This is a genomic window from Pseudomonas sp. NPDC089406, from assembly GCF_044900265.1.
Lineage (GTDB): Bacteria > Pseudomonadota > Gammaproteobacteria > Pseudomonadales > Pseudomonadaceae > Aquipseudomonas > Aquipseudomonas fakonensis.
Genome location: NZ_JBJDNC010000019.1, coordinates 18,021 through 40,909 on the forward strand (window position 1 = coordinate 18,021; position 22,889 = coordinate 40,909).

18 protein-coding genes, 2 tRNA genes and 1 pseudogene are annotated in these 22,889 nt (G+C 65.1%); 5 read left to right on the forward strand and 16 right to left on the reverse strand.

What is annotated here, in order from left to right; genetic code table 11:
- From rpsF to rnr, 3 genes are all read right to left on the reverse strand, one after another.
- A partial coding sequence (gene rpsF / locus ACI2KK_RS14925; protein WP_126870709.1) for a 30S ribosomal protein S6 occupies nucleotides 1-180 on the reverse strand: 180 nt, incomplete at its 3' end.
- 302 nt (nucleotides 181-482) lie between these two features.
- Nucleotides 483-1,229, reverse strand: coding sequence for a 23S rRNA (guanosine(2251)-2'-O)-methyltransferase RlmB (rlmB, locus tag ACI2KK_RS14930; RefSeq protein WP_217840554.1), 747 nt, complete (start codon nucleotides 1,227-1,229; stop codon nucleotides 483-485).
- Nucleotides 1,226-3,808: a ribonuclease R gene (gene rnr / locus ACI2KK_RS14935; protein WP_404669472.1), complete on the reverse strand. Its 2,583-nt coding sequence runs from the start codon at nucleotides 3,806-3,808 to the stop codon at nucleotides 1,226-1,228. Before rnr ends, rlmB begins: the two co-directional genes overlap by 4 nt.
- A gap of 271 nt (nucleotides 3,809-4,079) precedes the next feature.
- Between rnr and ACI2KK_RS14940 the strand changes: the two genes are divergently transcribed.
- The 5 genes from ACI2KK_RS14940 to ACI2KK_RS14960 all read left to right on the forward strand — a co-directional run bounded on the left by ACI2KK_RS14940 (nucleotide 4,080) and on the right by ACI2KK_RS14960 (nucleotide 8,281).
- A tRNA-Leu gene (locus tag ACI2KK_RS14940) sits at nucleotides 4,080-4,166 on the forward strand.
- Nucleotides 4,167-4,253: 87 nt separating this feature from the next.
- Nucleotides 4,254-4,340, forward strand: a tRNA-Leu gene (locus tag ACI2KK_RS14945).
- Between the two features lie 129 nt (nucleotides 4,341-4,469).
- The gene (locus ACI2KK_RS14950; RefSeq protein WP_404669473.1) at nucleotides 4,470-5,495 is read left to right on the forward strand and encodes a methyltransferase; all 1,026 of its coding nucleotides are present in this window, start codon (nucleotides 4,470-4,472) and stop codon (nucleotides 5,493-5,495) included.
- Between the two features lie 204 nt (nucleotides 5,496-5,699).
- Nucleotides 5,700-6,716, forward strand: a complete 1,017-nt coding sequence (locus tag ACI2KK_RS14955) for an extracellular solute-binding protein (RefSeq protein ID WP_404669474.1) — start codon at nucleotides 5,700-5,702, stop codon at nucleotides 6,714-6,716.
- On the forward strand, nucleotides 6,716-8,281 hold the full coding sequence (locus ACI2KK_RS14960) for an ABC transporter permease (RefSeq protein ID WP_404669475.1): 1,566 nt from the start codon (nucleotides 6,716-6,718) through the stop codon (nucleotides 8,279-8,281). The genes ACI2KK_RS14955 and ACI2KK_RS14960 overlap by 1 nt, the downstream gene beginning before the upstream one ends.
- Nucleotides 8,282-8,375: 94 nt before the next feature.
- Here ACI2KK_RS14960 and ACI2KK_RS14965 read toward each other — a convergent pair whose 3' ends face one another.
- The 13 genes and pseudogenes from ACI2KK_RS14965 to ACI2KK_RS15025 all read right to left on the reverse strand — a co-directional run bounded on the left by ACI2KK_RS14965 (nucleotide 8,376) and on the right by ACI2KK_RS15025 (nucleotide 22,859).
- The gene (locus ACI2KK_RS14965; RefSeq protein ID WP_404669535.1) at nucleotides 8,376-9,260 is read right to left on the reverse strand and encodes a methyl-accepting chemotaxis protein; all 885 of its coding nucleotides are present in this window, start codon (nucleotides 9,258-9,260) and stop codon (nucleotides 8,376-8,378) included.
- A 21-nt stretch (nucleotides 9,261-9,281) separates the two neighbouring features.
- Nucleotides 9,282-9,974 (reverse strand): annotated as a pseudogene (locus ACI2KK_RS14970) (methyl-accepting chemotaxis protein); the annotation flags it as partial.
- Between the two features lie 583 nt (nucleotides 9,975-10,557).
- Entirely contained in the window at nucleotides 10,558-11,850 is a 1,293-nt protein-coding gene (locus tag ACI2KK_RS14975; RefSeq protein WP_028688256.1) for an adenylosuccinate synthase, read from the reverse strand.
- Between the two features lie 56 nt (nucleotides 11,851-11,906).
- On the reverse strand, nucleotides 11,907-13,094 hold the full coding sequence (locus ACI2KK_RS14980) for an ATP phosphoribosyltransferase regulatory subunit (RefSeq protein ID WP_217887349.1): 1,188 nt from the start codon (nucleotides 13,092-13,094) through the stop codon (nucleotides 11,907-11,909).
- A gap of 293 nt (nucleotides 13,095-13,387) precedes the next feature.
- Entirely contained in the window at nucleotides 13,388-14,257 is an 870-nt protein-coding gene (hflC, locus tag ACI2KK_RS14985) for a protease modulator HflC (RefSeq protein ID WP_217840561.1), read from the reverse strand.
- Nucleotides 14,257-15,456: an FtsH protease activity modulator HflK gene (gene hflK / locus ACI2KK_RS14990; RefSeq protein WP_404669476.1), complete on the reverse strand. Its 1,200-nt coding sequence runs from the start codon at nucleotides 15,454-15,456 to the stop codon at nucleotides 14,257-14,259. Before hflK ends, hflC begins: the two co-directional genes overlap by 1 nt.
- 96 nt (nucleotides 15,457-15,552) lie before the next feature.
- Nucleotides 15,553-16,854 carry a ribosome rescue GTPase HflX gene (gene hflX / locus ACI2KK_RS14995; protein WP_404669477.1) on the reverse strand — a complete coding sequence of 434 codons (1,302 nt, stop codon included), beginning with the start codon at nucleotides 16,852-16,854 and terminating at the stop codon, nucleotides 15,553-15,555.
- A gap of 18 nt (nucleotides 16,855-16,872) precedes the next feature.
- Nucleotides 16,873-17,133, reverse strand: a complete 261-nt coding sequence (gene hfq, locus ACI2KK_RS15000; RefSeq protein ID WP_023629894.1) for an RNA chaperone Hfq — start codon at nucleotides 17,131-17,133, stop codon at nucleotides 16,873-16,875.
- Between the two features lie 93 nt (nucleotides 17,134-17,226).
- Nucleotides 17,227-18,198 (reverse strand): tRNA (adenosine(37)-N6)-dimethylallyltransferase MiaA, encoded by a 972-nt coding sequence (gene miaA / locus ACI2KK_RS15005; protein WP_404669478.1) that lies wholly within the window; start codon nucleotides 18,196-18,198, stop codon nucleotides 17,227-17,229.
- Nucleotide 18,199: 1 nt separating this feature from the next.
- Nucleotides 18,200-20,104 carry a DNA mismatch repair endonuclease MutL gene (mutL, locus tag ACI2KK_RS15010; protein ID WP_404669479.1) on the reverse strand — a complete coding sequence of 635 codons (1,905 nt, stop codon included), beginning with the start codon at nucleotides 20,102-20,104 and terminating at the stop codon, nucleotides 18,200-18,202.
- On the reverse strand, nucleotides 20,101-21,531 hold the full coding sequence (locus tag ACI2KK_RS15015) for an N-acetylmuramoyl-L-alanine amidase (protein WP_217840566.1): 1,431 nt from the start codon (nucleotides 21,529-21,531) through the stop codon (nucleotides 20,101-20,103). The genes mutL and ACI2KK_RS15015 overlap by 4 nt, the downstream gene beginning before the upstream one ends.
- A 27-nt stretch (nucleotides 21,532-21,558) precedes the next feature.
- Entirely contained in the window at nucleotides 21,559-22,008 is a 450-nt protein-coding gene (gene tsaE, locus ACI2KK_RS15020) for a tRNA (adenosine(37)-N6)-threonylcarbamoyltransferase complex ATPase subunit type 1 TsaE (protein WP_404669536.1), read from the reverse strand.
- A complete protein-coding gene (locus tag ACI2KK_RS15025; RefSeq protein WP_404669480.1) occupies nucleotides 22,005-22,859 on the reverse strand; it encodes an NAD(P)H-hydrate dehydratase in 855 nt (284 codons plus the stop codon). The genes tsaE and ACI2KK_RS15025 overlap by 4 nt, the downstream gene beginning before the upstream one ends.
- Nucleotides 22,860-22,889 lie beyond the last annotated feature (30 nt).

The window sequence follows — 22,889 nt, forward strand, 5'->3', positions numbered from 1 at the left end:
CACGTAGTGAGCCTTGTGAACATTGTTGATTGCGTAGGCCAGTTGACGACGGCCCCAGTCTTCCAGGCGGTGGATCTTGCCACCATCTTCTTCGATCAGCTTGGTGTAACGCTCAACCATGCCGCCGACTTGCTCGCTCTGGTCCGGGTGAACCAGGAAGATGATTTCGTAATGACGCATGAATGCTCCTTACGGGTTAGTAGTCTGCCAGCAACCTGGTCAGACAAGGAGTGAATGACACTGTATGTCTTGCCCTGAGGGGAGACGCATGCGCGCCTGCCAGCTCGGCAAGGGGCGCAATTGTAGAGAAGGCCGGGGGGACAAGCAAGGTGATTGGCGAATATTTGAACAGTCAGAAACAATTGCGCCAAGAGAAACGCAATGTGGGAGCGGGGGGGGGGGGGGGGGGGGCGGGCCCCCCCCCCCCCCCCCCCCCCCCCCCCCCCCCCCCCCCCCCCCCCCACCCACAAAAGCTTGGTGAGTCAGCGCTTGGCCTGGCGCTGGCGCACGGCCTCGAACAGGCAAACGCCGGTGGCCACCGACACGTTCAGGCTGCTGACGCTACCGCCCATCGGCAGCTTCACCAGAAAATCACAGTGCTCGCGGGTCAGGCGGCGCATGCCCTTGCCTTCGGCGCCCATGATCATCACCAGCGGGCCGGTCAGGTCCTGCTGGTAGATCTCCTGCTCGGCTTCACCGGCAGTGCCGACCACCCACAACCCGCGCTGCTGGAGCTTTTCCAGGGTGCGGGCCAGGTTGGTGACAGCCACCAACGGCATCACTTCGGCGGCGCCGCAAGCGACTTTACGCACCACACCGGTGAGGGTGGCCGACTTGTCCTTGGGGATCACCACGGCAGTGGCGCCGGCAGCATCGGCGGTGCGCAGGCAGGCGCCGAGGTTGTGCGGGTCGGTGACACCATCGAGTACCAGGATCAGCGGCGGCGTTTCAGTACGTTCGAGCAGCTCGTCGAGCATCGCCTCGCCCCACACCTGGCTCGGGCTCACCTCGGCGACTACGCCCTGGTGCACACCCTCGACCCAGGCGTCGAGCTCGCGGCGCTCGGCCTGGCCGACCTGTACGCGGTTCTGCGCAGCCAGTTCCAGCAGCGCCTGAATACGCGGTTCGCTGCGCCCTTCCGACAGCCAGATCTGCTTGACCCGCTTGGGATGGTGCTGCAGCAGTGCCTGAACCGCGTGCACGCCGTAGATTTTTTCCAGCTGACTCATGACTTGTTCTTGCCTTTACGTGGCGCACCGGACTTCGGCGGCCCCTTGCGATGCTTGGTCGGCTTGCCGGACGGCTTGCTGCCCTTGTCCGCCTTGCTGCCGGCATGGCTGGAGCGCGCTTCACCCATCAGCGCCTTTTTCATTTCGCGGCTCTTGCGCACCTCGGCGTTGCGCTGCACGGCGTCCTTCGGGAAGTACGCATCAGCGGTTTCGCTCTTGCGGCTGCGCGGCTTGGGCGAAATTTTCGCCTCCTGCACCGGAGCCTGAGCTGGCGCTGGCGCCGCCTCAGTGGCACCGGCAGCACGCGGCTTGCGGCCAACCGGGGCGTTGACGGTGGCTTCGGACATCTCGAAGTCGATCTTGCGCTGCTCGAGGTCGACGCGCATGACCTTGACCTCGACCGTATCGCCCAGGCGGAAGCTACGCCCGCTGCGCTCACCCGACAGGCGGTGGTGCACCGGGTCGAAGTGGTAGTAGTCGCCCGGCAGGGCACTGACGTGCACCAGGCCTTCGACGTAGATGTCGGTCAGCTCGATGAACAGGCCAAAACCGGTCACCGCGGTGATCACGCCGGGGAAGGTTTCGCCCACGCGGTCACGCATGTATTCGCACTTGAGCCAGTTGACCACATCGCGGGTGGCCTCGTCGGCGCGCCGCTCGGTCATCGAGCACTGCTCGCCCATCTGCTCCAGGCTGTTCTCGTCGTACGGGTAGATGCGCGCCTTGGGGATGCTCAGGGCGCCGGCACGCTTGACGTGCGGGGTGTCCATCTTCGAACGGATCACGCTGCGGATGGCGCGGTGCACCAGCAGGTCGGGGTAGCGACGGATCGGCGAGGTGAAGTGGGTGTACGCCTCGTAGTTCAGGCCAAAGTGGCCATTGTTCTCGGTGCTGTACACCGCCTGGCTGAGCGAGCGCAGCATGACGGTCTGGATCAGGTGGAAGTCCGGGCGCCCGGCGATGCTCGCCAGCAGGGCCTGGTAATCCTTCGGCGACGGGTCCTTGCCCTTGTGCAGGGTCAGGCCCAGCTCGCCGAGGAAGGCGCGCAGTTTTTCCAGGCGCTCCGGCGGCGGGCCATCGTGCACGCGGTACAGCGACGGCACGTTGTGCTTTTGCAGGAACTCGGCCGTGGCGACGTTGGCCGCCAGCATGCATTCCTCGATCAGCTTGTGGGCGTCGTTGCGCACGGTCGGGCGAATTTCGGCGATCTTGCGGTCTTCACCGAAGATGATCCGGGTTTCCTGGGTTTCGAAGTCGATCGCGCCACGGGTGTGACGGGCCGCCACCAGCGCCTTGTACAGGGCGTACAGGTGCTTGAGGTCCGGCAGCACCTCGCTGTACTCCTCGCGCAGGGCCTTGCCTTCGCGGGTACGGGCGTGCTCCAGCATGCTGCTGACCTTGTTGTAGGTCAGGCGCGCGTGGGAGTGGATCAGGCCTTCGTAGAACTGGTAGTCGACCATCTGCCCGGCTTTGTTGATGGTCATCTCGCAGACCATGGCCAGGCGATCGACGTGCGGGTTCAGCGAGCACAGGCCGTTGGACAGCTCCTCGGGGAGCATCGGCACCACGCGCTCGGGGAAGTACACCGAGTTGCCGCGCTGCTGAGCCTCGACGTCCAGGGCCGAGCCCAGGCGCACGTAGCTAGACACATCAGCGATGGCCACGTACAGGCGCCAGCCGCCGGAGAACAGGCGCAGCTTGCCCAGCGGTTCGCAGTAGACGGCGTCGTCGAAGTCGCGGGCGTCCTCGCCGTCGATGGTGACGAACGGCAGGTGGCGCAGGTCGATGCGCTTCTCCTTGTCCTTCTCCTCGACTTCAGAACGGAACTTGCGCGCTTCCTTGATCACGTCCTTCGGCCAGACGTGCGGAATGTCATAGCTGCGCAGGGCGATGTCGATCTCCATGCCCGGCGCCATGTAGTTGCCGATCACCTCGATGACGTCACCCTGCGGCTGGAAGCGCGGGGTCGGCCAGTGGGTGATCTTGATCGAGACGAACTGGCCGATCTTGGCGCCGCCGTTACGCCCGGCAGTCACCAGCACTTCCTGCTGGATCTTCGGGTTGTCCGGGGTCACGTAGCCGATGCCGCCTTCTTCGAAGTAGCGGCCGACCACGCTTTCGTGGGCGCGGGAGATGACCTCGACCAGCACGCCTTCGCGCCGGCCACGGCGGTCGACGCCGGACACCCGGGCCAGGCCGCGGTCGCCGTCGAACACCAGGCGCATCTGCGCGGGGCTCAAGAACAGGTCTTCGCTACCGTCGTCCGGGATCAGGAAGCCGAAGCCGTCACGGTGGCCGGAAACACGGCCGCAGATCAGGTCGAGCTTGTCTACCGGGGCATAGGTGCCGCGCCGGGTATAGATAAGCTGACCGTCGCGCTCCATGGCGCGCAGGCGGCGGCGCAGGGCTTCGATCTGGTCTTCTTCGTAAAGACCGAATTCTTCGGCCAGCTGTTCGCGGGCTGCCGGCTCGCCACGGTCGGCGAGGCGCTGCAGGATCAGCTCACGGCTGGGGATGGGATTATCGTATTTTTCCGCTTCGCGAGCGGCCTCGGGATCGAGGGATTGCCAATCGGCCATCAGAAGGGGTTCACCTTGGGGTATATAGATATGAATTCTGGCATAGGCGTATTGAAACCGGAAATGTCAGCCTTGGACAGCCCCATAGAAGGGTCCGGCGAGCGGCAATAGGCCCATGTAATCAACAAGTTGAATTTTTTGAAATTTTTTTCGCTCGGGGGCTTTACAGCCCTCGGAGCCGTCCGTATAGTGCGCACCACAACGACGGACAACCCCGAAGTTGTAGTAGAGATGAACGGCGCTGTAAAGCATCTTGTAATCTCGAATGTGTGCCCAGGTGGCGGAATTGGTAGACGCGCTGGTTTCAGGTATCAGTGACTTAACGGTCGTGGAAGTTCGAGTCTTCTCCTGGGCACCAAGTTTTTCCAAGTAACAGATGACCAAGGATCTGTTACTACTGTGTGAAAGCGGACGATGTCCCTTTCAGCAGATGATGCAAAGCTTTGCCCAGGTGGCGGAATTGGTAGACGCGCTGGTTTCAGGTATCAGTGACTTAACGGTCGTGGAAGTTCGAGTCTTCTCCTGGGCACCATACAAAAACCCACTAGCTTGCTAGTGGGTTTTTTCTTGCCTGCGATTTTTGCATCGTCCGCCTGCCTCATTGCAATCAGGAATGACTCTCATCTATCGTGATGGCTTTCTCTCATGGAGCGAGCGAACGATGAGCATGGAGCTGACCACCCCTCACCCGCTGCAAGCCTGCTGGGACCTGCAACTCGCAGGCCTGGCCGCCGATGCCCTGCGCGTGGCGCTGAGCATCGAGCTGTTCGAACACCTCGAACAGCACATCGCCCCCGCCCAACTGGCCAAGGCCCTCGACCTCGAACCCTTCAACACCGGCTACCTGCTGGAGATGCTCTGGGCCCAGGGCCTGCTCGAGCGCGATGAACAAGGCAGCCACTACCGCAACGGTGAAACGGCCCGCCGCTATCTGATGCGCCACAGCGACGACTATTGCGGCGACGCCCTGCTGTTCCGTCATCAGGTGTTGCGCCAGGCTGGGCAGCCACTGGAGCAGGCCTTGCGCAACGGCTTGCCGGCCGCCGGCGCACCTTCAGCAGAGATGGCCCGGCGCTGGGCCGAGGCGGCGCGGGTGCAGATTGCCCAGGAGCAGCAGGCCGTGACGGTCGAGGTGGCCTGCGCACTGATCGGGCGCCTGCCCGAGGCGCCCGGCCTGCAACGCATGCTCGACCTCGGGGGCGGCCCTGGTCTGGTAGCGATTGCCTTGGCGCGCAAGCTGCCCGACCTGCACGGCACAGTGTTCGATTTCGCCGAAACAGCGGCCGTTGCCCAGGAGAACATCCTGCGCGCCAGCCTTGAGCAACGCCTCGGCATCATCGGCGGCGACCTGGACCTGGATGATTTCGGTAGCGGCTACGATCTGATCTGGTGCTCATCGGTGCTGCACTTCGCCAGCGACCTGGACGGGCTGTTGCAGCGCCTGCACGGGGCACTGAAAGCGGGCGGGGTACTGGTTTGCTGCCATGCCGAAGTGCCCGACGACAGGCAGGCCGCTGCGCGGGTACTGCCTTATTACCTGCACATGCGCATGCAGGGGCGACATGTTCTGCCGGCCGGGGAGCTGGCGCAGAAGCTGCGCGGGGTTGGTTTTGTGGATGTGGAGCAGCAGGATGGGCTGCCCTATCCGGTGGCCCCGGTGACGGCGGTGGTTGCCAGGAAAGCATGAGCCTGTCAGGGCCCTATCGCCGGCAAGCCGGCTCCTACAGGGGGACGCGCCCTTCTGTAGGAGCCGGCTTGCCGGCGATAGGGCCGTTACAGGAAAACCCAAGCCCATCGCCCATCCATGAATTTCCCGTCACCCGGCCACTTGAGAAACGATTTCGTTTACCATTGTTTCCAAATATGTAGCCGTAAGCGAGGAAGTACCCGCATGACGATCCGCCCGCAACCGCTGATGCGCACCCTGGCCGCCGCTGTTCTGAGCCTGGTGATCGGCGCTCCGGCCGCCCTGGCAGACGAACCGGTCAAAAGCCTGACCATGTACAACGGCCAGCACAAGGAAATCGGCGAAGCCATCGCCAAGGCCTACGAGGCCAAGACCGGTATCCACATCAATATCCGCAAGGGCAGCAGCAACCAGCTGGCCAGCCAGATCATCGAGGAAGGCGACCGCTCGCCGGCCGACATCATCTACACCGAAGAATCCCCGCCGCTGAACAACCTGGGCGAACTGGGCCTGCTGGCGAAGATCGACGACGCCACCCTGAACATGCTGCCCAAGGAATACGTGGCCGCCAACGGCACCTGGATGGGCGTCACCGCCCGTACCCGCGTGGTGGTGTTCAACCCGAAGAAAATCGACGAAAAAGACCTGCCCACCACGGTGATGGATTTCGCCGACCCCGAATGGGAAGGCCGTGTCGGTTACGTGCCCACCAGCGGCGCCTTCCAGGAGCAGGCCGTGGCCATCCTCAAGATGCATGGCCGTGAAGCTACCGAAGAATGGCTCACCGGCCTGAAAGCCTTCGGCAAGACCTACACCAACAACATGGTCGCCCTCAAAGCCGTGGAAAAAGGCGAAGTGGCCGCCGTGCTGGTGAACAACTACTACTGGTACGCCCTGGAGCGCGAGCGCGGCAAGCTCGACTCCAAGCTGTACTACCTGGCCGACGGCGATGCCGGCAACCTGGTGACCATCTCCGGCGCTGCGGCCGTGAAGGCCAGCAAGCACCCGAAAGAAGCCCAGGCCCTGCTCAACTGGATGGCCAGCGAAGAAGGCCAGCGCGTGATCACCCAGACCACCGCCGAATACCCGCTGCACAAGGGCATGGTCTCCGACCGTGGCCTGAAGCCGTTCGAAGAGCTGCGCCCGCCGAAGATCTCGCCGGCTGACCTTGGCAATGCCGAGGAAGCCATCGAGCTCGAACGTGAGGTTGGCCTGCTCTGATGACCGCCGCCCTGTCCACGCCCGCCCTGGCGCGCTTCGTGCCCAAGCGCAAGCGCCCGTCCATCTGGGTGGTGCTGCCTGTGTTGTTTCTGGTGGCGATGAGCTTGCTGCCGCTGCTGTACGTTGCCATCAAGGCCTGGGAGGCCGGCTGGCGCGAAGCCCTGCACCTGCTGTGGCGCCCGTTCGTCTGGGGCCTGCTGCGCAACACCATGCTGTTGATGGTCGGGGTGACGCTGGTGTGCATGGTGGTCGGCATGGCCCTGGCCTGGTTGCTGGAGCGCAGCAACCTGCCGGGCCGCCGACTGTGGGGCGTGGTGCTGTGCCTGCCGTTCGCGGTGCCGTCGTTCGTCAGCAGCTTCACCTGGGTGTCGCTGAGCTCGGACTTCGAAGGCCTGGGCGGGGCGATCCTGGTGATGGCGCTGTCCAAGTACCCGCTGGTGTTCCTGCCGGTGGCCGCCACCCTGCGCAACCTCGATACCTCGCTAGAGGAGTCGGCGCGCACCCTGGGGTGCGGGCGCTGGGGCGTATTCGCCAAGGTCACCCTGCCGCTGCTGTGGCCGTCGATGCTTGGCGGTGCACTGTTGATTGCCCTGCACATGCTGGTGGAGTTCGGCGCGCTGTCGATCCTCGGCCTGCAGACCTTTACCACGGCGATCTACCAGCAGTTCGAGCTGGAGTTCAGCAACGCCAATGCCGCCATGCTTTCGGCAGTGCTGCTGGCGCTGTGCCTGGTGATGCTGTGGCTGGAGCTGAAAGTGCGCGGCAAGGCCCGCCACGTGCGCATCGGCCAGGGCGTGGCACGCCGCGCCCAGCCGGTGCGCCTGCGCGGCTGGACGCCGTTGGCGCAGCTGTTCTGCCTGGGCCTGGCGATTCTGGGCAGCGGCATCCCGCTGGCCATGCTGGGGTACTGGCTGAGCGTCGGCTCGTCGGCGGCCTTCCCGGTGGCGGCGATCAGCAAGGCCTTGCTGACTTCGTTGTCGGTATCGCTGGGCGGCGCCGGGTTCTGCGTGCTGCTGGCTTTGCCGATCAGCTTCCTGGTGGTGCGCTACAAGGGCCGCCTGGCGATCTGGGCCGAGCGCCTGCCGTACCTGCTGCATGCCCTGCCGGGCCTGGTGATCGCCCTGACCCTGGTGTTCTTCGCCCTGCACTACGTGCCGGCGCTGTACCAGACCACCGCGCTGCTGATTCTGGCCTATGCGCTGCTGTTCCTGCCGCTGGCCCAGTCGCCGGTGCGCACGGCGCTGAACAAGGCTTCGCCAACGCTTGAAGAGGCCGCCCGCACCCTGGGCGCGAGCAGCTTCGCGGCATTCTGCCGGGTGACGCTGCCGATCATCTTCCCGGCCATGGCCGCAGCCTTCGCCCTGGTGTTCCTGGATGCCATGAAAGAGCTGACCGCCACCCTGCTGCTCAGCCCGACCGGCATGACCACCCTGGCCACCGAGGTGTGGGCGCACACGGCCAACGTCGAGTTCGCGGCGGCAGCGCCTTATGCGGCGTTGTTGATCGTGGTATCGGGGTTGCCGGTGTATCTGCTGACCACGCGGATGTATCTGAACAAGGCTTAGGGCCCTATCGCCGGCAAGCCGGCTCCTACAGGACCGCGTAACGCCCGAAGCTGGCGCGGTACCTGTAGGAGCCGGCTTGCCGGCGATGAGGCCGTCACGCCCTGAACTGCCCCAGGCTTGCCCGCAACTGCGCCGCCAAGTCGTCCAGCACCTTGCTGCTGGCGGTAGTCTGCGCCACAACTTGCGCCGAGCGCTCGGCCTGGGCGTGGATGTTCTCCACCCTCCCCCGCACGGCCTGGGCGCCACTGGCCTGTTGCTCGGCCGCGCGAGTGGCCAGGCCAATGGCCGAATGCACCTGCTCGACTGCGGCTTGTACCGACTGCTGACGACGCTCGTTGTCGCGCAGCACCAACAAGCCTTCGCTGGCCTGCCGCCCGGCCTGGCTGATGGTTGCCACAGCCTCCTTGGCACCCTGCTGCAAGGCGGTGATGTGCGACTGGATATCCCCGGTCGAGCTCTGCGTCTTGCTCGCCAGCGCCCGCACCTCGTCCGCCACCACGGCAAAGCCACGCCCGGTCTCGCCGGCCCGGGCCGCCTCGATGGCGGCGTTGAGCGCCAGCAGGTTGGTCTGCTCGGCGATGCCGTGAATCACCGTCAGCACCACCTCGATCTGCTCGCTCTGCTTGGCCAGCCGCTCGATCACCTGGGAGCCGGTTTCCACTTCGCCGGCCAGGTTCTCGATCAGCCGCGCAAGCTGCGTGGTGGCTTGGCTGTTCTCGTCGGTCGCCTGGCGGATGTCCACCACCTGCTGCAACGCCGCCTGCATGGCGTGGCTTTCGGTCTGGGCTTCATCCGCCATGCTCGACAGGTCGCGCAAGCTGGCGGCCACTTCGTCACGCTGCAGGGCAGCAGCGGCATCGGCTCCGGCGTTGCGCTGGGCCATGGAACCGATCTCGACGCCCGTGCGCTGTGCCACTTCGCCAGCCTCGCGGACGATGGGCTGCAGCTTGTCGACGAAGCGGTTCACCGCCGAGGCCATGTCGCCGATCTCGTCGCGGCTGTCGAGCTTGACCCGCTTGGTCAGGTCGCCCTCCCCGGCCGCCAGGTCGTCCAGCGCGGTGATCAGCAGGCGCAGCTTGCTCAGTACCCGGCGGCCCAGCACCACGGCCACCACCAGCAGTACACCCAGGCCCACCAGCACCAGGCCCAGGCCGATGCGCCAGCGTAGTTCGCCGGCAGCGTCACGCACCGTTTGCGCGGTGTTGGCTTGCATCGCCGTGGCGCTGTTCTGCGCGGTTTCCAGGCGCGCGCGCAAGGCCTTGCCGCTATCGGCGGCGGCAGCCACCAGGCTGTCGCCCACCAGTTGCTCGCCACTGGCGATCAGCGCCGCGAAGCGTTGGTCGAGAGCCTTGAGCTGCTGATCGACACTGGCAGTGGAAACGCCCATCAACACCTTGCCGATCACCTCGCCATTGGGGCTGATCGGGGCTTCGACGAAGTACACCGACGGGTCCTTGCGGGCGGCATCGAGCACCTTGTCCAGGGCCCGCTCACCCTGCCCCTTGGCCAGCAGCGCCTCGTTGATCGGGTTCTGCCGGTTGAGGTAGCGGGTCAGGTGCTGGCCCTGGGCGTCGTCGTAGATCACGAACAACACGTTGGGGTTGCGCTGGGCGCGGCGGGCGAAGTCCGAGAGCATCGGCACGTCGTTGTCCCAGATCGCCCGGGGCGCCACCGAGGCCAGCAGCTCGGCCATGTCGTTGGCCGAGTCCTTGAGGGTCTGCTCCAAGGTGGTGCGCAACTGCTGCTGCTCGTCATGCAGGCGCGCGGACAAACCGGCGCTGAGGCGCTGGCGGGTGCTGGCCGAAAGGCTGTCGAGCCCGGAGCGCACATCCTGCCCGGCCTGCTCCAGTTCGGCGGCCAGTTGCCGGCTGTCGTTGCCCAGGCGCTGGCCCAGGTCGGCCTCCAGGGCCGTGACCGTGCTCCGGGTCAGGGCAACCGCGACCAGCACCTGCACCAGAAGAGCGATACCAAGCGCAACAAACACAGGCCGCAACAGGCGGCTTCGTAACAGTGAAAGGATGGCTGACACGTTGTAACCCTCGTGTTTCTGGCGCCATTACTTTGATGGCATCTACAGAAACTTCTTACAGCAAGGGTTGTGCCTTAAACAGCAGGCATATGTGCCAATAGCTAGCAACGGGTTGCCTGGGCGGGCGCTATCGCCGGCAAGCCGGCTCCTACAGGGGGTTGCGTATAGGCGCCACCCGCGGGCAGTACAAATGAAAACGCCGCGGCCCCTTTCAGGGCCACGGCGTCAGGTCAGCGCGAAACGCCGATCAGGCGAACGGGTGACGCAGCACGATGGTCTCGTTGCGGTCCGGGCCGGTCGAAATGATATCGATCGGCGCGCCTACCAGCTCTTCGATGCGCTTGATGTAGTTGCGTGCGGCCTGGGGCAGCTCTTCCAGGGTTTTCACGCCCAGGGTCGACTCGCTCCAGCCTGGCATCTCTTCGTACACCGGCTCCAGGCCGATGTAGCTGTCGGCATCGGAAGGCGCGTCGATGACAGCGCCGTTCTCGTTCTTGTAGCCCACGCAGATGTTGATGGTTTCCAGGCCGTCCAGCACGTCCAGCTTGGTCAGGCAGATGCCCGAGATGCTGTTGACGTCGATGGCGCGGCGCAGGATGACGGCATCGAACCAGCCGCAACGGCGGGCACGGCCGGTGGTCGAACCGAACTCGTGGCCACGCTTGGCCAGGGTTGCACCGGTTTCATCGAACAGTTCGGTCGGGAACGGGCCGGAACCAACACGGGTGGTGTAGGCCTTGGTGATACCCAGGATGTAGTCCAGGTACATCGGGCCAACGCCGGAACCGGTGGAGATGCCGCCGGCGGTGGTGTTGGAGCTGGTGACGTACGGGTAGGTGCCGTGGTCGATGTCCAGCAGCGAGCCCTGGGCGCCTTCGAACATGATGTCCTTGCCGGCGCGGCGCAGGTTGTGCAGCTCGGCGGTGACGTCGAGCATCATCGGCTTGAGCTGCTCGGCGTAGGCCATGCACTCGTCCAGGGTCTGCTGGAAGTCGATGGCCGGCTCTTTGTAGTAATTGACCAGCTGGAAGTTGTGGTAGTCCAGCAGCTCACCGAGCTTGGCGGCGAAACGCTCGCGGTGGAACAGGTCGCCCACGCGCAGGCCGCGGCGCGCGACCTTGTCTTCGTAGGCTGGGCCGATGCCGCGGCCAGTGGTGCCGATCTTGGCTTCGCCACGGGCTTTTTCACGGGCCTGGTCGAGGGCCACGTGGTAGGACAGGATCAGCGGAGCAGCCGGGCTGATGCGCAGGCGCTCGCGCACCGGTACGCCTTTCTCTTCCAGCTTGGTGATTTCGCGCATCAGCGCATCCGGGGCAACGACCACGCCGTTGCCGATCAGGCACTGTACGCCTTCACGCAGGATGCCGGATGGAATCAGGTGCAGAACGGTCTTCTCACCGTTGATCACCAGGGTGTGGCCCGCGTTGTGGCCACCTTGGTAGCGCACGACGGCGGCAGCATGTTCGGTCAGCAGATCGACGATCTTGCCTTTGCCCTCATCACCCCACTGGGTGCCCAGGACGACGACATTCTTACCCATTACATTGGTCCTCATTCACGCAAACTTGGTTGCCGGCCTGTTGCCGACGCAGAAACTCACTGGGCCAGCGGCAGAACCTGCCAGCGCCCGTCTTGCTGAATCAATTGACGATCACAATCCGCCTCGAAGGCAGCACTCAACGGCTGGCCAGGCAGGGCCTGGACCACACGCTGGCCTTCGTTGCGCAACTGGCAGACTTGCTGCCAGAGGGCCGCATCGCTGCTGTCGGGCATCCAGATGCCGCCGGCAGGCAATACGACCTCCGCTCGCCCCAGTGTGACCAGGGTCTTCAAATCCGTGGAAAAACCAGTGGCCGGGCGCGCCCGGCCAAAGTCGGCGCCGATGTCGTCGTAGCGCCCGCCCTGGGCGATCGATGAACCGACCCCCGGGACGAACACGGCGAACACCACGCCGGTGTGATAGTGGTAGCCGCGCAGCTCGCCCAGGTCGAAGTACAGCGGCAGGTCCGGGTAACGCGCAGCCAGGCGGTCGGCGATCGCCAGCAGGTCGTCCAGCGCTGCCAGCACGCTGGCCGGGGCACGGCCCAGGCGCACGCGGGCTTCGGCCAGCACTTCGCGGCCACCGCACAGCTCGCACAGGGCGCGCAGCATGTTGCCCAGGTCTTTCGGCAAGTCGGCGGTCAGCGCCTGCACTTCATCGACGGCCTTGCGCTGCAGGGCGTCGAACAGCTGCTGCTCGACCGCACCGGAAAGGCCTGCGGCACGGGCCAGGCCGCGGTAGATGCCAACATGGCCGAGGTCCATGTGCACATCGGCAACGTCGGTCAGTTGCAGCGTGGTCAGCATCAGGCTGATGACTTCGACATCGCTGGTGGGGCTGGCGTCGCCGTACAGCTCGGCGCCCAGCTGGATCGGGCTGCGCGAGGTGGACAGGGCGCGCGGCTGGGCATGCAGCACGCTGCCGGCATAGCACAGGCGGCTTGGGCCTTCACGGCGCAGGGTGTGGGCGTCGATGCGCGCTACCTGCGGGGTGAAGTCGGCACGAAAGCCCATCAAACGGCCAGATTGCGGGTCGACCACCTTGAAGGTGCGCTGGTCCAGGTCCTGGCCGGCGCCGGTGAGCAGCGACTCCAGGTACTCGATATGCGGGGTGACGACCAGTTCGTAACCCCAACTCTGGAACAGGTCCAACACCTGGCGGCGCGCGATCTCGATGCGCGCTGCCTCAGGCGGCAAAACTTCCTCGATGCCATCTGGCAGGAGCCAGCGGTCTACCGTTGCCATTACGCCATTTCCCCTCTGGTCTGGGCGGCTTGCCCTACGGCCTGCCGTGAGTAAAGCAGGCATCGGCGCACAACAGCGGGCAGCACTGATCCCAGCGCAGCCACCGTAGCCAATACCCTCAAATGCCTTGCGAACTGACCAAACCGTCAACTGGCCGTTTGCCAATCAACCTTGCAGACGCAAAAAAGCCGGGAAATTTCCCGGCTGCCGCATCATACACCCCTTTTCATTCAGGATGCACCCCGCCTGGCATTTAAGCTGCCGGGCGGGGTGCGCCCTTCATGAGAGCAGTATCAGGGCTTGCTCTTGTCCAGGTAACGGAAGAACTCGTTCTTCGGGTCCAGGACCAGTACGTCGCTCTTGCTGGAGAAGCTTTCGCGGTACGCCTGCAGGCTACGGTAGAACGCATAGAAGTCGGCGTCCTGGGTGTAGGCCTTGGCGTAGATGGCAGCCGCCTGGGCGTCACCATCACCGCGGGTTTCTTCCGCCTCGCGATAAGCCTCTGCCAGCAGTACACGGCGCTGACGGTCGGCGTCGGCACGAATACCTTCGGCCAGCTCGTTACCCTTGGCGCGGTGCTCGCGGGCTTCACGCTCACGCTCGGTGCTCATGCGGTCGAATACGCTGCGGTTGACTTCCTTCGGCAGGTCGATGGCCTTGACGCGAACGTCGACAACCTCGATACCCAGCTCCTTGCTCGCCATGCGGTTGAGCGAGGCGGTGATGTCGGCCATCAGCGCGTCGCGCTCGCCCGATACCACTTCGTGCAGGGTACGTTTACCGAACTGGTCACGCAGGCCGCTTTCCAAACGACGCGACAGACGCTCGTCGGCGATCTGCTTCATGCCGGAGGTGGCGGTGTAGAAACGCTCGGCGTCCTTCACCCGCCACTTGGCGTAGGCGTCGACCATCACGGCCTTTTTCTCCAGCGTAAGGAAGCGCTGGGTCGGGGCGTCGAGGGTCATCAGGCGGGCGTCGAACTTGCGCACCTGGTTCACGTACGGAACCTTCACATGCAGGCCAGGCTGGACATCGGCCTTGACCACGCGACCGAACTGCAGCAATACCGCGCGCTCGGTTTGCGAAACGATGTAGAAGCAGTTCCAGGCGACGATCGCCAGCACCACGGCGCCGATCAGGGCGAACAGCGATTTATTGCTCATCAGCGGCTCTCCCTGGAACGCAGCGGCGGTTGTTGCTGTTGCAGGTCCTGGGCGGCACGCGCGGCGGCGTCATTGACCGACGGCGATACGCTGCTGGCCGGGGCTGCAGGGTTGTTGCGGCTGCTTTCGACCATCTTGTCCAGCGGCAGGTAGAGCAGGTTGTTCTGCCCGTCCTTGGTGGCCACCATGACTTTGCTGGAGTTGCTGTAAACCTCCTGCATGGTCTCGAGGTACAGACGCTGACGAGTCACGTCCGGCGCCTTGCGGTACTCGCCGTACAGCTTGGTGAAGCGGTCGGCCTCACCCTTGGCGCGGGCGATGACTTCGTCGCGGTAGCCGTTGGCGTCCTCGATGATGCGCTGCGCCTGGCCACGGGCCTCCGGCACCACGCCATTGGCGTAGGACTCGGCCTGGTTGCGGGCACGCTGCTCGTCTTCACGGGCACGGATCACGTCGTCGAAGGCTTCCTGCACTTCACGCGGGGCTGCCGCGCTCTGCACGTTCACCTGGGTGACGGTGATACCAGTACGGTAGGTGTCGAGGAAGCGCTGCAGGCGTTCGCGGATATCCACGGCCATCTGCTCACGGCCTTCGGTCAGCACCTGGTCCATCGACGTCGAGCCCACCACGTGGCGCAAGGCGCTGTCGGTGGCGTGCTGCAGGCTGACTTCCGGCTGGTCGACGTTAAGCACGAAGTCCTGCAGGTTGCTGATGCGGTACTGCACGGTCAGCGGCACCTCGACGATATTCTCGTCTTCGGTGAGCATCTGGCCTTGCTTGGTGTAGGCCCGCTCGCGGGTCACGTTTTCCATGAACTTGCGATCGATCGGCGGGAAATAGATATTCAAGCCTGGGCCGACCGTTTCGTAGTACTTGCCGAAGCGCAGCACCACGGCCTGCTCCTGCTCGTCCACCACGTACACGGCGTTGTACAGCCAGATAGCCGCCAGCACAGCCAGGCCGATGCCCAGCAGGCCATAGCCGCCACCCTTGCCGATATTGCGGTCACCGCCGCCGCCACGTTTCTTGCCACTGCCGAACATGCCGTTCAGGCTGTCCTGCAGCTTGCGGAAGGCCTCGTCCAGATCCGGTGGGCCTTTTTTGTCGCCACCGCCACCGCCGCCACTGCCGCCGCCACCGCGACGACCGCCCCAGGGGTCCTGATTGTTCGAGTTGCCACCCGGCTCATTCCAAGCCATAGCGCTCTCCATCTGATAAAGCAAAGACGCGCCCACGGCGCGCCGTCCAATGCTACAGAATGCCTGTCACGGCTGCCCGGCGACCTCGACGAGCATTTATTGCAAAGTGTGTTGCTCGACAAACACTTGCGGCTCCATGCCTTCACGACTGACCAGGCGATTCAACTCGGTCCTGGGCAGTCGCACACTCAACAGGCTGCGCCCTTCTTCATCATGCTCTTCACTCTGCACGGCACCCAGGGCAAAGAATTGCGCACGCAAGCGGGCAAAACGCTGCTCCAGACACAGGGTACCGACAAACAGATCATCCCCCAGCAACTCGGCAACCGCCTGGCCAACCAGCTCCAGGCCTCGCCCGTCACGGGCCGAAACCCAGACCCGCTGCGGCTTGCCGTCGGCATCGCGCTGAATCTGCGGCTCGACACCTTCGAGCAGGTCGAGTTTGTTATAGACCTCGAGGATCGGCAAGCCTTCGGCACCGATCTCGCCCAGCACCGCCAGCACCTGCTCGATCTGTTCCATGCGCTCAGGCTCATGGGCGTCGATCACGTGCAGCAGCAGGTCGGAGTTGCTCGATTCCTCGAGCGTAGCCCGAAATGCCTCGACCAGCTTGTGCGGCAGGTGGCGAATGAACCCCACCGTGTCGGCCAGCACGATCGGCCCCAGGTCGGCCAGCTCCAGCCGGCGCAGCGTGGGGTCGAGGGTGGCGAACAGCTGATCGGCGGCGTATACGTCCGATTGCGTGAGGGCGTTGAACAGGGTCGACTTGCCGGCGTTGGTGTACCCCACCAGCGATACCGACGGGATGTCCGCGCGCTTGCGCCCGCGGCGGGCCTGCTCGCGCTGGCTGCGCACCTTTTCCAGGCGGCCCTTGATCTGGCGCAGGCGTACCCGCAGCAGACGACGGTCGGTTTCCAGCTGGGTTTCACCCGGGCCGCGCAGGCCGATACCGCCCTTTTGCCGCTCAAGGTGGGTCCAGCCGCGCACCAGCCGCGTGCTCATGTGCTCGAGCTGGGCCAGTTCGACCTGCAGCTTGCCTTCGTGAGTACGCGCCCGCTGGGCGAAGATATCGAGGATCAGCCCGGTACGGTCCAGCACGCGACACTCGAAGACGCGCTCGAGGTTGCGTTCCTGGCTGGGCGTGAGGGTGTGATTGAAAATCACAAGGTCGGCTTCGGCGGATTTGACCAGGTCGCGCAATTCCTCGACCTTGCCGCTGCCGATCAGAAACTTGGCGGTGGGCTGATGCCGCGACACTGTTACCAGCGAAACGATATCGGCTCCGGCCGACAGCGCCAGCTCCTGAAACTCCTGCGGGTCTTCGCGCGCCTCAGGGTTCTGACCTTCCAAGTGAACGAGCAGCGCTCGCTCACCACCACCGTGGCGCTCAAAGAACAATGCAGGCTCCTACTTTAATCAAGCGTTGCCTGGCTCGCTGTCGCCGTGCTCACCGTCGGTCGGGCTTGGCAGACGAACTGGGCGGGCAGGTACGACGGTCGAGATCGCGTGCTTGTAGACCATCTGACTGACAGTGTTCTTCAGCAGTACGACGAACTGGTCGAACGATTCGATCTGGCCCTGCAGCTTGATCCCGTTGACCAGATAGATCGAAACCGGGACTTTTTCTTTTCTCAAGGTGTTCAAGTAAGGGTCTTGTAGCGAATGCCCTTTTGACATATGCCGCACTCCTGTAAGGATCAATAGTAAAAAAACAATAAATTCGGTAATTCATGCCGCCCTTCGCAAGAATAGACGGCAATAAGCAGGGACTCAGCTCAATATGGAGACGGTCCCAAGGTATTTCAAGGTGCGGGACAGATTGTCGCAGGCCAGGCTGTCAAGCCAATGCACGTCGGACCAACTGCGCAACCAGGTGAACTGGCGCTTGGCAAGTTGACGCGTGGCAATGATACCTCGTTCTTGCATCTCATTCTCATTTAATGCGCCATCGAGGTAGTCCCAGACCTGCCGATACCCCACTGCCCGTATAGACGGCAGCCCCACGTGCAAGTCACTTCTGGCTCGCAGCGATCGGACCTCGTCGACGAAGCCCTGTTCCAGCATCTGCGAAAATCGTAGCGCAATTCGCTGATGCAAAATGTGACGATCCGTAGGCGCGATGGCCAGGCTGGCGACAGTATAGGGCAAATGCCCGCCCGCGCCTGCGTCTGCGCCGCTACTTTGCGCCAATTGACGCTGGCGGTGGGCGGTCATGCTCTGGCCACTGACGCGGTACACCTCGAGCGCGCGGATCAACCGCTGCGGATCATTCGGATGAATGCGCGCCGCCGACTCCGGGTCCACCTCGGCCAACTGCCGGTGCAACTCGGCCAGGCCCATCGCGCAGGCCTCGGCTTCGAGCGCCGCGCGCACCTCGGCGTCGGCCGGCGGCATGTCGGCCAGCCCATCGATCAACGCCTTGTAGTAGAGCATGGTGCCGCCCACCAGCAGCGGGACCTTGCCGCGCGCGGTGATCTCGGCCATGGCCGCCAGAGCATCGGTGCAGAACTGCTTGGCCGAATAGCTTTCGGCCGGGTCGAGAATGTCGACCAGGCGGTGCGGGTACTGCGCAAGAATCTCTTGCGACGGCTTGGCGGTGCCGATGTCCATGCCGCGGTAGACCAGCGCCGAATCGACGCTGATCAGCTCGCAGGGCAAGACCTTGGTCAGCTCGATGGCAAGGTCGGTCTTGCCGGCCGCAGTCGGGCCCATGAGGAATATCGCCGGGGGTTTGCCGCTCATTTCATCGCCCCCGCAGGAACAGCTTGTCGAGGTCGTCCAGGCCCATCTGGGTCCAGGTCGGGCGGCCGTGGTTGCACTGGCCGCTGCGCTCGGTGTTTTCCATGTCGCGCAGCAGCGCGTTCATCTCGGGGATGGCCAGGCGCCGGTTGGCGCGCACCGCGCCGTGGCAGGCCATGGTGCCCAGCAGCTCGTTCAGGTGCGCCTGGATGCGGTCGCTGGTGCCGTATTCCATCAAGTCGGCCAGCACGTCCATCACCAGGCGGTTGGCCTCGGCCTGCTTGAGCAGCGCCGGGATCTGCCGGATCGCCAGGGTTTCGGGGCCCAGGCGCTGCAGCTCGAAGCCCAGGCGCTGGAACCACTGGGCATGCTCCTCGGCGCAGTCGGCCTCGCGCTGGCTCAGGGCCAGTGACTCGGGCACCAGCAGCGGCTGGCCGCTCAGGCCTTCACTGGCCATGGCCACTTTCAGGCGCTCGTACATGATCCGCTCGTGGGCGGCGTGCATGTCCACCAGCACCAGGCCAACGGCGTTCTCGGCGAGAATATAGATGCCCTTGAGCTGCGCCAGCGCGTAGCCCAGCGGCGGAATGTCGCCCTGGCTTTCCGGCAGCGCGCCCGCTGCTGCGGCCTGGGCGTTGTCCAGCGGGGCGTAGAACTCGCGGTACACCGCTTGCGCTTCACCCACATTCACCGGTTGCGCCGGGCGCGGGGTGTACTGGTACTGATAACCGGCACCGGCGCCATTGTTGCTGAACGCCGGGCGCTGCTCGCCCTGGGGTTGCTCGAGCACAGGCGAGGCCAGGCGCATCTCACCTTGCGGGCCGAACTCACCGGCCTGCTGACCGGTTGGGCGGAGCATCTCGGTGGTTGCCGCCGGCGCGGCCAGCTGGTCTTCCGGGCGCACATCGGCAAGTGCCCGGTGCAGGGTGCCATAGAGGAAGTCGTGGACTGTACGCCCCTCACGGAAGCGCACTTCGTGCTTGGTCGGGTGCACGTTGACGTCCACCCCGGTCGGGTCGCACTCCAGAAACAGCACGAAGGTCGGGTGGCGGCCGTTGAACAGCACGTCGCGGTAGGCCTGGCGCACCGCGTGGGCCACCAGCTTGTCGCGCACGGCGCGGCCATTGACGAAGAAGTACTGCAAATCGGCCTGGCTGCGCGAGAAGGTCGGCAGGCCGACCCAGCCCCACAGGCGCAGGCCATTGCGCTCTACATCGATGGGCAGCGCCTGCTCGAGAAAGCCCGGCCCGCAAATGGTGCCGACCCGGCGCGCACGTGCCATATCGTCGGCGGCCTCGTGCAGGCTGAAGATGGTCTTGCCGTTGTGGCGCAGGTGAAAGCCCACGTCGAAACGCGCCAGCGCCAGGCGTCGGATGACCTCTTGCAGGTGGTCGAATTCGGTCTTCTCGGCCTTGAGGAACTTGCGCCGGGCCGGGGTGTTGAAGAACAGGTCGCGCACCTCCACCGAGGTGCCGACCGGGTGCGCGGCGGGCTGCACCCGCGGCAGCATGTCGCGGCCTTCGGTTTCCACCTGCCAGGCTTCGCTGGCGTCCAGCGTGCGCGAGGTCAGGGTGAGACGGGCCACCGAACTGATCGACGCCAGGGCCTCACCACGAAACCCCAGGCTCAGCACGCCTTCGAGGTCTTCCAGCTCGCGAATCTTGCTGGTGGCGTGGCGGGCCAGGGCCAGCGGCAGGTCGTCCGGGGCGATGCCGCTGCCGTTATCACGCACCCGCAGTAGCTTCACGCCGCCCTGCTCCACCTCGACCTCGATGCGCCGGGCGCCGGAGTCCAGGCTGTTTTCCAGCAGTTCCTTGGCCACCGAGGCGGGGCGTTCGACCACCTCGCCGGCAGCGATCTGGTTGGCCAGCCGCGGGCTGAGCAGCTGGATGCGCGAACCACCACTCATTGCTGGGACGCCAGGGTGGTGGCCGGAATGTTCAGGTGCTGGCCGATCTTCAGCTCGTCGGTTTTCAGGCTGTTAGTGCTGCGCAGGCTGGCAACACTGACCTGGTAGCGCACGGCGATCATCGCCAGGGTTTCGCCCGAGCGCACGGTGTGGTCACGCGGGCCCTGGGCGATCTTGCCGCTGTCGCGCAGCCAGGCGATGTAGGTGCCAGGCGGCGGGTTCTGCTGGAAGAACTGCCGCACGCCGGTGTGAATGGAACGCGCCAGGGCCTGTTGGTGGCTGGCGGTGGCCAGTTTGGCGGCCTCGTTGGCGTTGGAGATGAACCCGGTTTCCACCAGGATCGACGGGATATCCGGGGACTTGAGCACCATGAACCCGGCCTGCTCGACACGCTGCTTGTGCAGCGGCGTGACCCGGCCCATGTTGCCCAGCACCTTTTGCCCCACGTTCAGGCTGGAGCTGAGTGTGGCGGTCATCGACAGGTCGAGCAGCACACCGGCCAGCATGCGGTCCTTGTCGTCGAGGCTGACGTTGCCGGCACCACCGATCAGGTCGGAGCGGTTTTCCGTGTCGGCCAGCCAGCGCGCGGTCTCGGAGGTGGCGCCACGGTCGGACAAGGCGAACACCGAGGCGCCGAAGGCGGCCTTGGACGGCGCGGCGTCGGCGTGGATCGAAACAAACAGGTCGGCGCCCTTCTTGCGGGCGATCTCGGTGCGCTTGCGCAGCGGGATGAAGTAGTCGCCGGTACGGGTCAGCTCGGCGCGGTAGCCCTTCTCGCTGTTGATCTGGCGCTGCAGTTCCTTGGCGATCTGCAACACGATGTCTTTTTCGTGCTGGCCGCGCGAACCGGAGGCACCCGGGTCTTCACCGCCGTGGCCGGCGTCGATGGCCACCACGATGTCGCGCTTGCCGGACGGAGCTGGCGGCAGCTTGATCGCCGGTTGCGCCGGGCTTACCGGCACTGCCGGGGTAGTGGCCGGCGCTTGCGGCGCCGGTGGCGGGGTCGGGTTGCTGGCGGCGATGGCGTCGGCTTCCTGGTCGTACAGGTCGACCACCAGACGGTTGCCGTACTGGGCGTTGGGCGCCAGGGTGAAGCTCTTGGGCGTCACCGACTTTTTAAGGTCGACCACCACGCGCAGGTCGGTGGGGGTGCGTTGGGCCGAGCGCACGCTGGTGATCGGCGTGTTCGAGGTGGCCACATTCAACGGCCCGCCTAGCGTTGCGCCATTGATATCGATGACCAGCCGATCTGGCGCGGTCAGGGTGAAGACGCTGTGCTGCACCGGCCCGGACAGGTCGAACACCAGCCGCGTGTTGTCCGGCGCGCGCCACAGGCGCACGCTCTTGACTTGAGTGACGGCCAGAGCGTCAACGGTCACCGCTGTCAGCAGCAGCCCAACCACAGCGACCAGTGCGCGTATGCGCATACCTTTCCCCACTTACTGTATGAATTCTTAACCCAGTTTCTTGCACCAGGCCTCGCCGCGCGCGCTCTGTGGCGCAAGGCACAGCGAACGCCCGCCCGCTTGCGGGCTTATGGTAATGGTCAGGTCGGGCTTTGGCAAAACGCCCGCACCTTTCTGCGGCCACTCGAACAGGCACAGGGCGTCATCCTCGAAATAATCGCGGATGCCCATGAACTCGAGTTCTTCCGGGTCGGCCAGGCGGTACAGGTCAAAGTGATAGGCGCGAATGCCGCCGATCTCGTAGGGTTCCACCAGGGTGAAGGTCGGGCTCTTCACCGCCCCTGCATGGCCCAGGCCGCGGATCAGCCCGCGCGACAGGGTGGTCTTGCCGGCGCCCAGGTCGCCCTCCAGAAAAATCACGCCATGGCCGCCGGTCACCTCGGCGAGCTTGGCGCCAAAGGCGACGGTGGCCGGCTCGTCGGCCAGAAACAGGTTCAACACGGGCAATGCTCCTCCAACAACTCTCTTATGACCGGCACCAGATCACTGGCCGCCAGCCCTCTTCCACCCCGCCCCAGGCGCTCGCCGGCGCGGGCGTGCAACCACACCGCCAGGCACGCCGCAGGCCAGGCCTCCAGGCCCTGGGCCAGCAGCGCCGCGACCACGCCGGTGAGCACATCGCCCAAGCCGGCACCGGCCATGGCCGGGTGGCCGCGTTCGCACAACGCCAGCCGCCCAGCGGGGTCGGCCAGCAGTGTGCCGGCGCCCTTGAGCACACAAACGCTGGCATAGCGGCGCGCCAGCTTGCGCGCAGCCCCCGGGCGGTCGGCCTGCACCGCCTCGGTGGATATACCCAGCAACCGCGCCGCTTCGCCCGGGTGCGGGGTGAGCACACTCCCGCTGGGCAGGGCCAGCGGCGCCCCGGCCAGCAGGTTCAGCGCATCGGCGTCCCACACCTGCGGCAGGCGCGCGTGGGTTACCGCCGACAACAGGCTGCGCCCCCAGGCGGCCTGGCCCAGGCCCGGCCCCACCACCAGTACCGAGGCGCGCGGCAGCACGCCCATCAGCTGGTTGGCCGAATGCACCCCGAGCCACATGGTTTCGGGCAACCGCGCCAGCCCCGCCGCCACGTGCTCAGGGCGCGTGGCCACGCTGACCAGCCCGGCACCGCAGCGCAACGCTGCCTCGGCACTGAGCAGCACCGCGCCGCCGGTGCCCAGGTCGCCACCGACCACCAGCACATGGCCGAAGTCGGCCTTGTGCGCGTCGAGCGGGCGTGGCGCCAGGCCTGCCAGGGCCTGGCGGTCGAGTATCTGCGGGCTGCTGTTGGGGTGTTTGGTCTGAGGCATGGGGTCAAAGGCTCCGATGTCTGGCAGAAT

Coding starts and splice junctions, on each gene's coding strand:
- rlmB (WP_217840554.1), bottom strand. CDS start 1,229: ATGAGTCAGCTGGAAAAAATCTACGGCGTGCACGCGGTTCAGGCACTG.
- rnr (WP_404669472.1), bottom strand. CDS start 3,808: ATGGCCGATTGGCAATCCCTCGATCCCGAGGCCGCTCGCGAAGCGGAA.
- ACI2KK_RS14950 (WP_404669473.1), top strand. CDS start 4,470: ATGAGCATGGAGCTGACCACCCCTCACCCGCTGCAAGCCTGCTGGGAC.
- ACI2KK_RS14955 (WP_404669474.1), top strand. CDS start 5,700: ATGACGATCCGCCCGCAACCGCTGATGCGCACCCTGGCCGCCGCTGTT.
- ACI2KK_RS14960 (WP_404669475.1), top strand. CDS start 6,716: ATGACCGCCGCCCTGTCCACGCCCGCCCTGGCGCGCTTCGTGCCCAAG.
- ACI2KK_RS14965 (WP_404669535.1), bottom strand. CDS start 9,260: ATGGCCTCGGCGGTGAACCGCTTCGTCGACAAGCTGCAGCCCATCGTC.
- ACI2KK_RS14975 (WP_028688256.1), bottom strand. CDS start 11,850: ATGGGTAAGAATGTCGTCGTCCTGGGCACCCAGTGGGGTGATGAGGGC.
- ACI2KK_RS14980 (WP_217887349.1), bottom strand. CDS start 13,094: ATGGCAACGGTAGACCGCTGGCTCCTGCCAGATGGCATCGAGGAAGTT.
- hflC (WP_217840561.1), bottom strand. CDS start 14,257: ATGAGCAATAAATCGCTGTTCGCCCTGATCGGCGCCGTGGTGCTGGCG.
- hflK (WP_404669476.1), bottom strand. CDS start 15,456: ATGGCTTGGAATGAGCCGGGTGGCAACTCGAACAATCAGGACCCCTGG.
- hfq (WP_023629894.1), bottom strand. CDS start 17,133: ATGTCAAAAGGGCATTCGCTACAAGACCCTTACTTGAACACCTTGAGA.
- miaA (WP_404669478.1), bottom strand. CDS start 18,198: ATGAGCGGCAAACCCCCGGCGATATTCCTCATGGGCCCGACTGCGGCC.
- mutL (WP_404669479.1), bottom strand. CDS start 20,104: ATGAGTGGTGGTTCGCGCATCCAGCTGCTCAGCCCGCGGCTGGCCAAC.
- ACI2KK_RS15015 (WP_217840566.1), bottom strand. CDS start 21,531: ATGCGCATACGCGCACTGGTCGCTGTGGTTGGGCTGCTGCTGACAGCG.
- ACI2KK_RS15025 (WP_404669480.1), bottom strand. CDS start 22,859: ATGCCTCAGACCAAACACCCCAACAGCAGCCCGCAGATACTCGACCGC.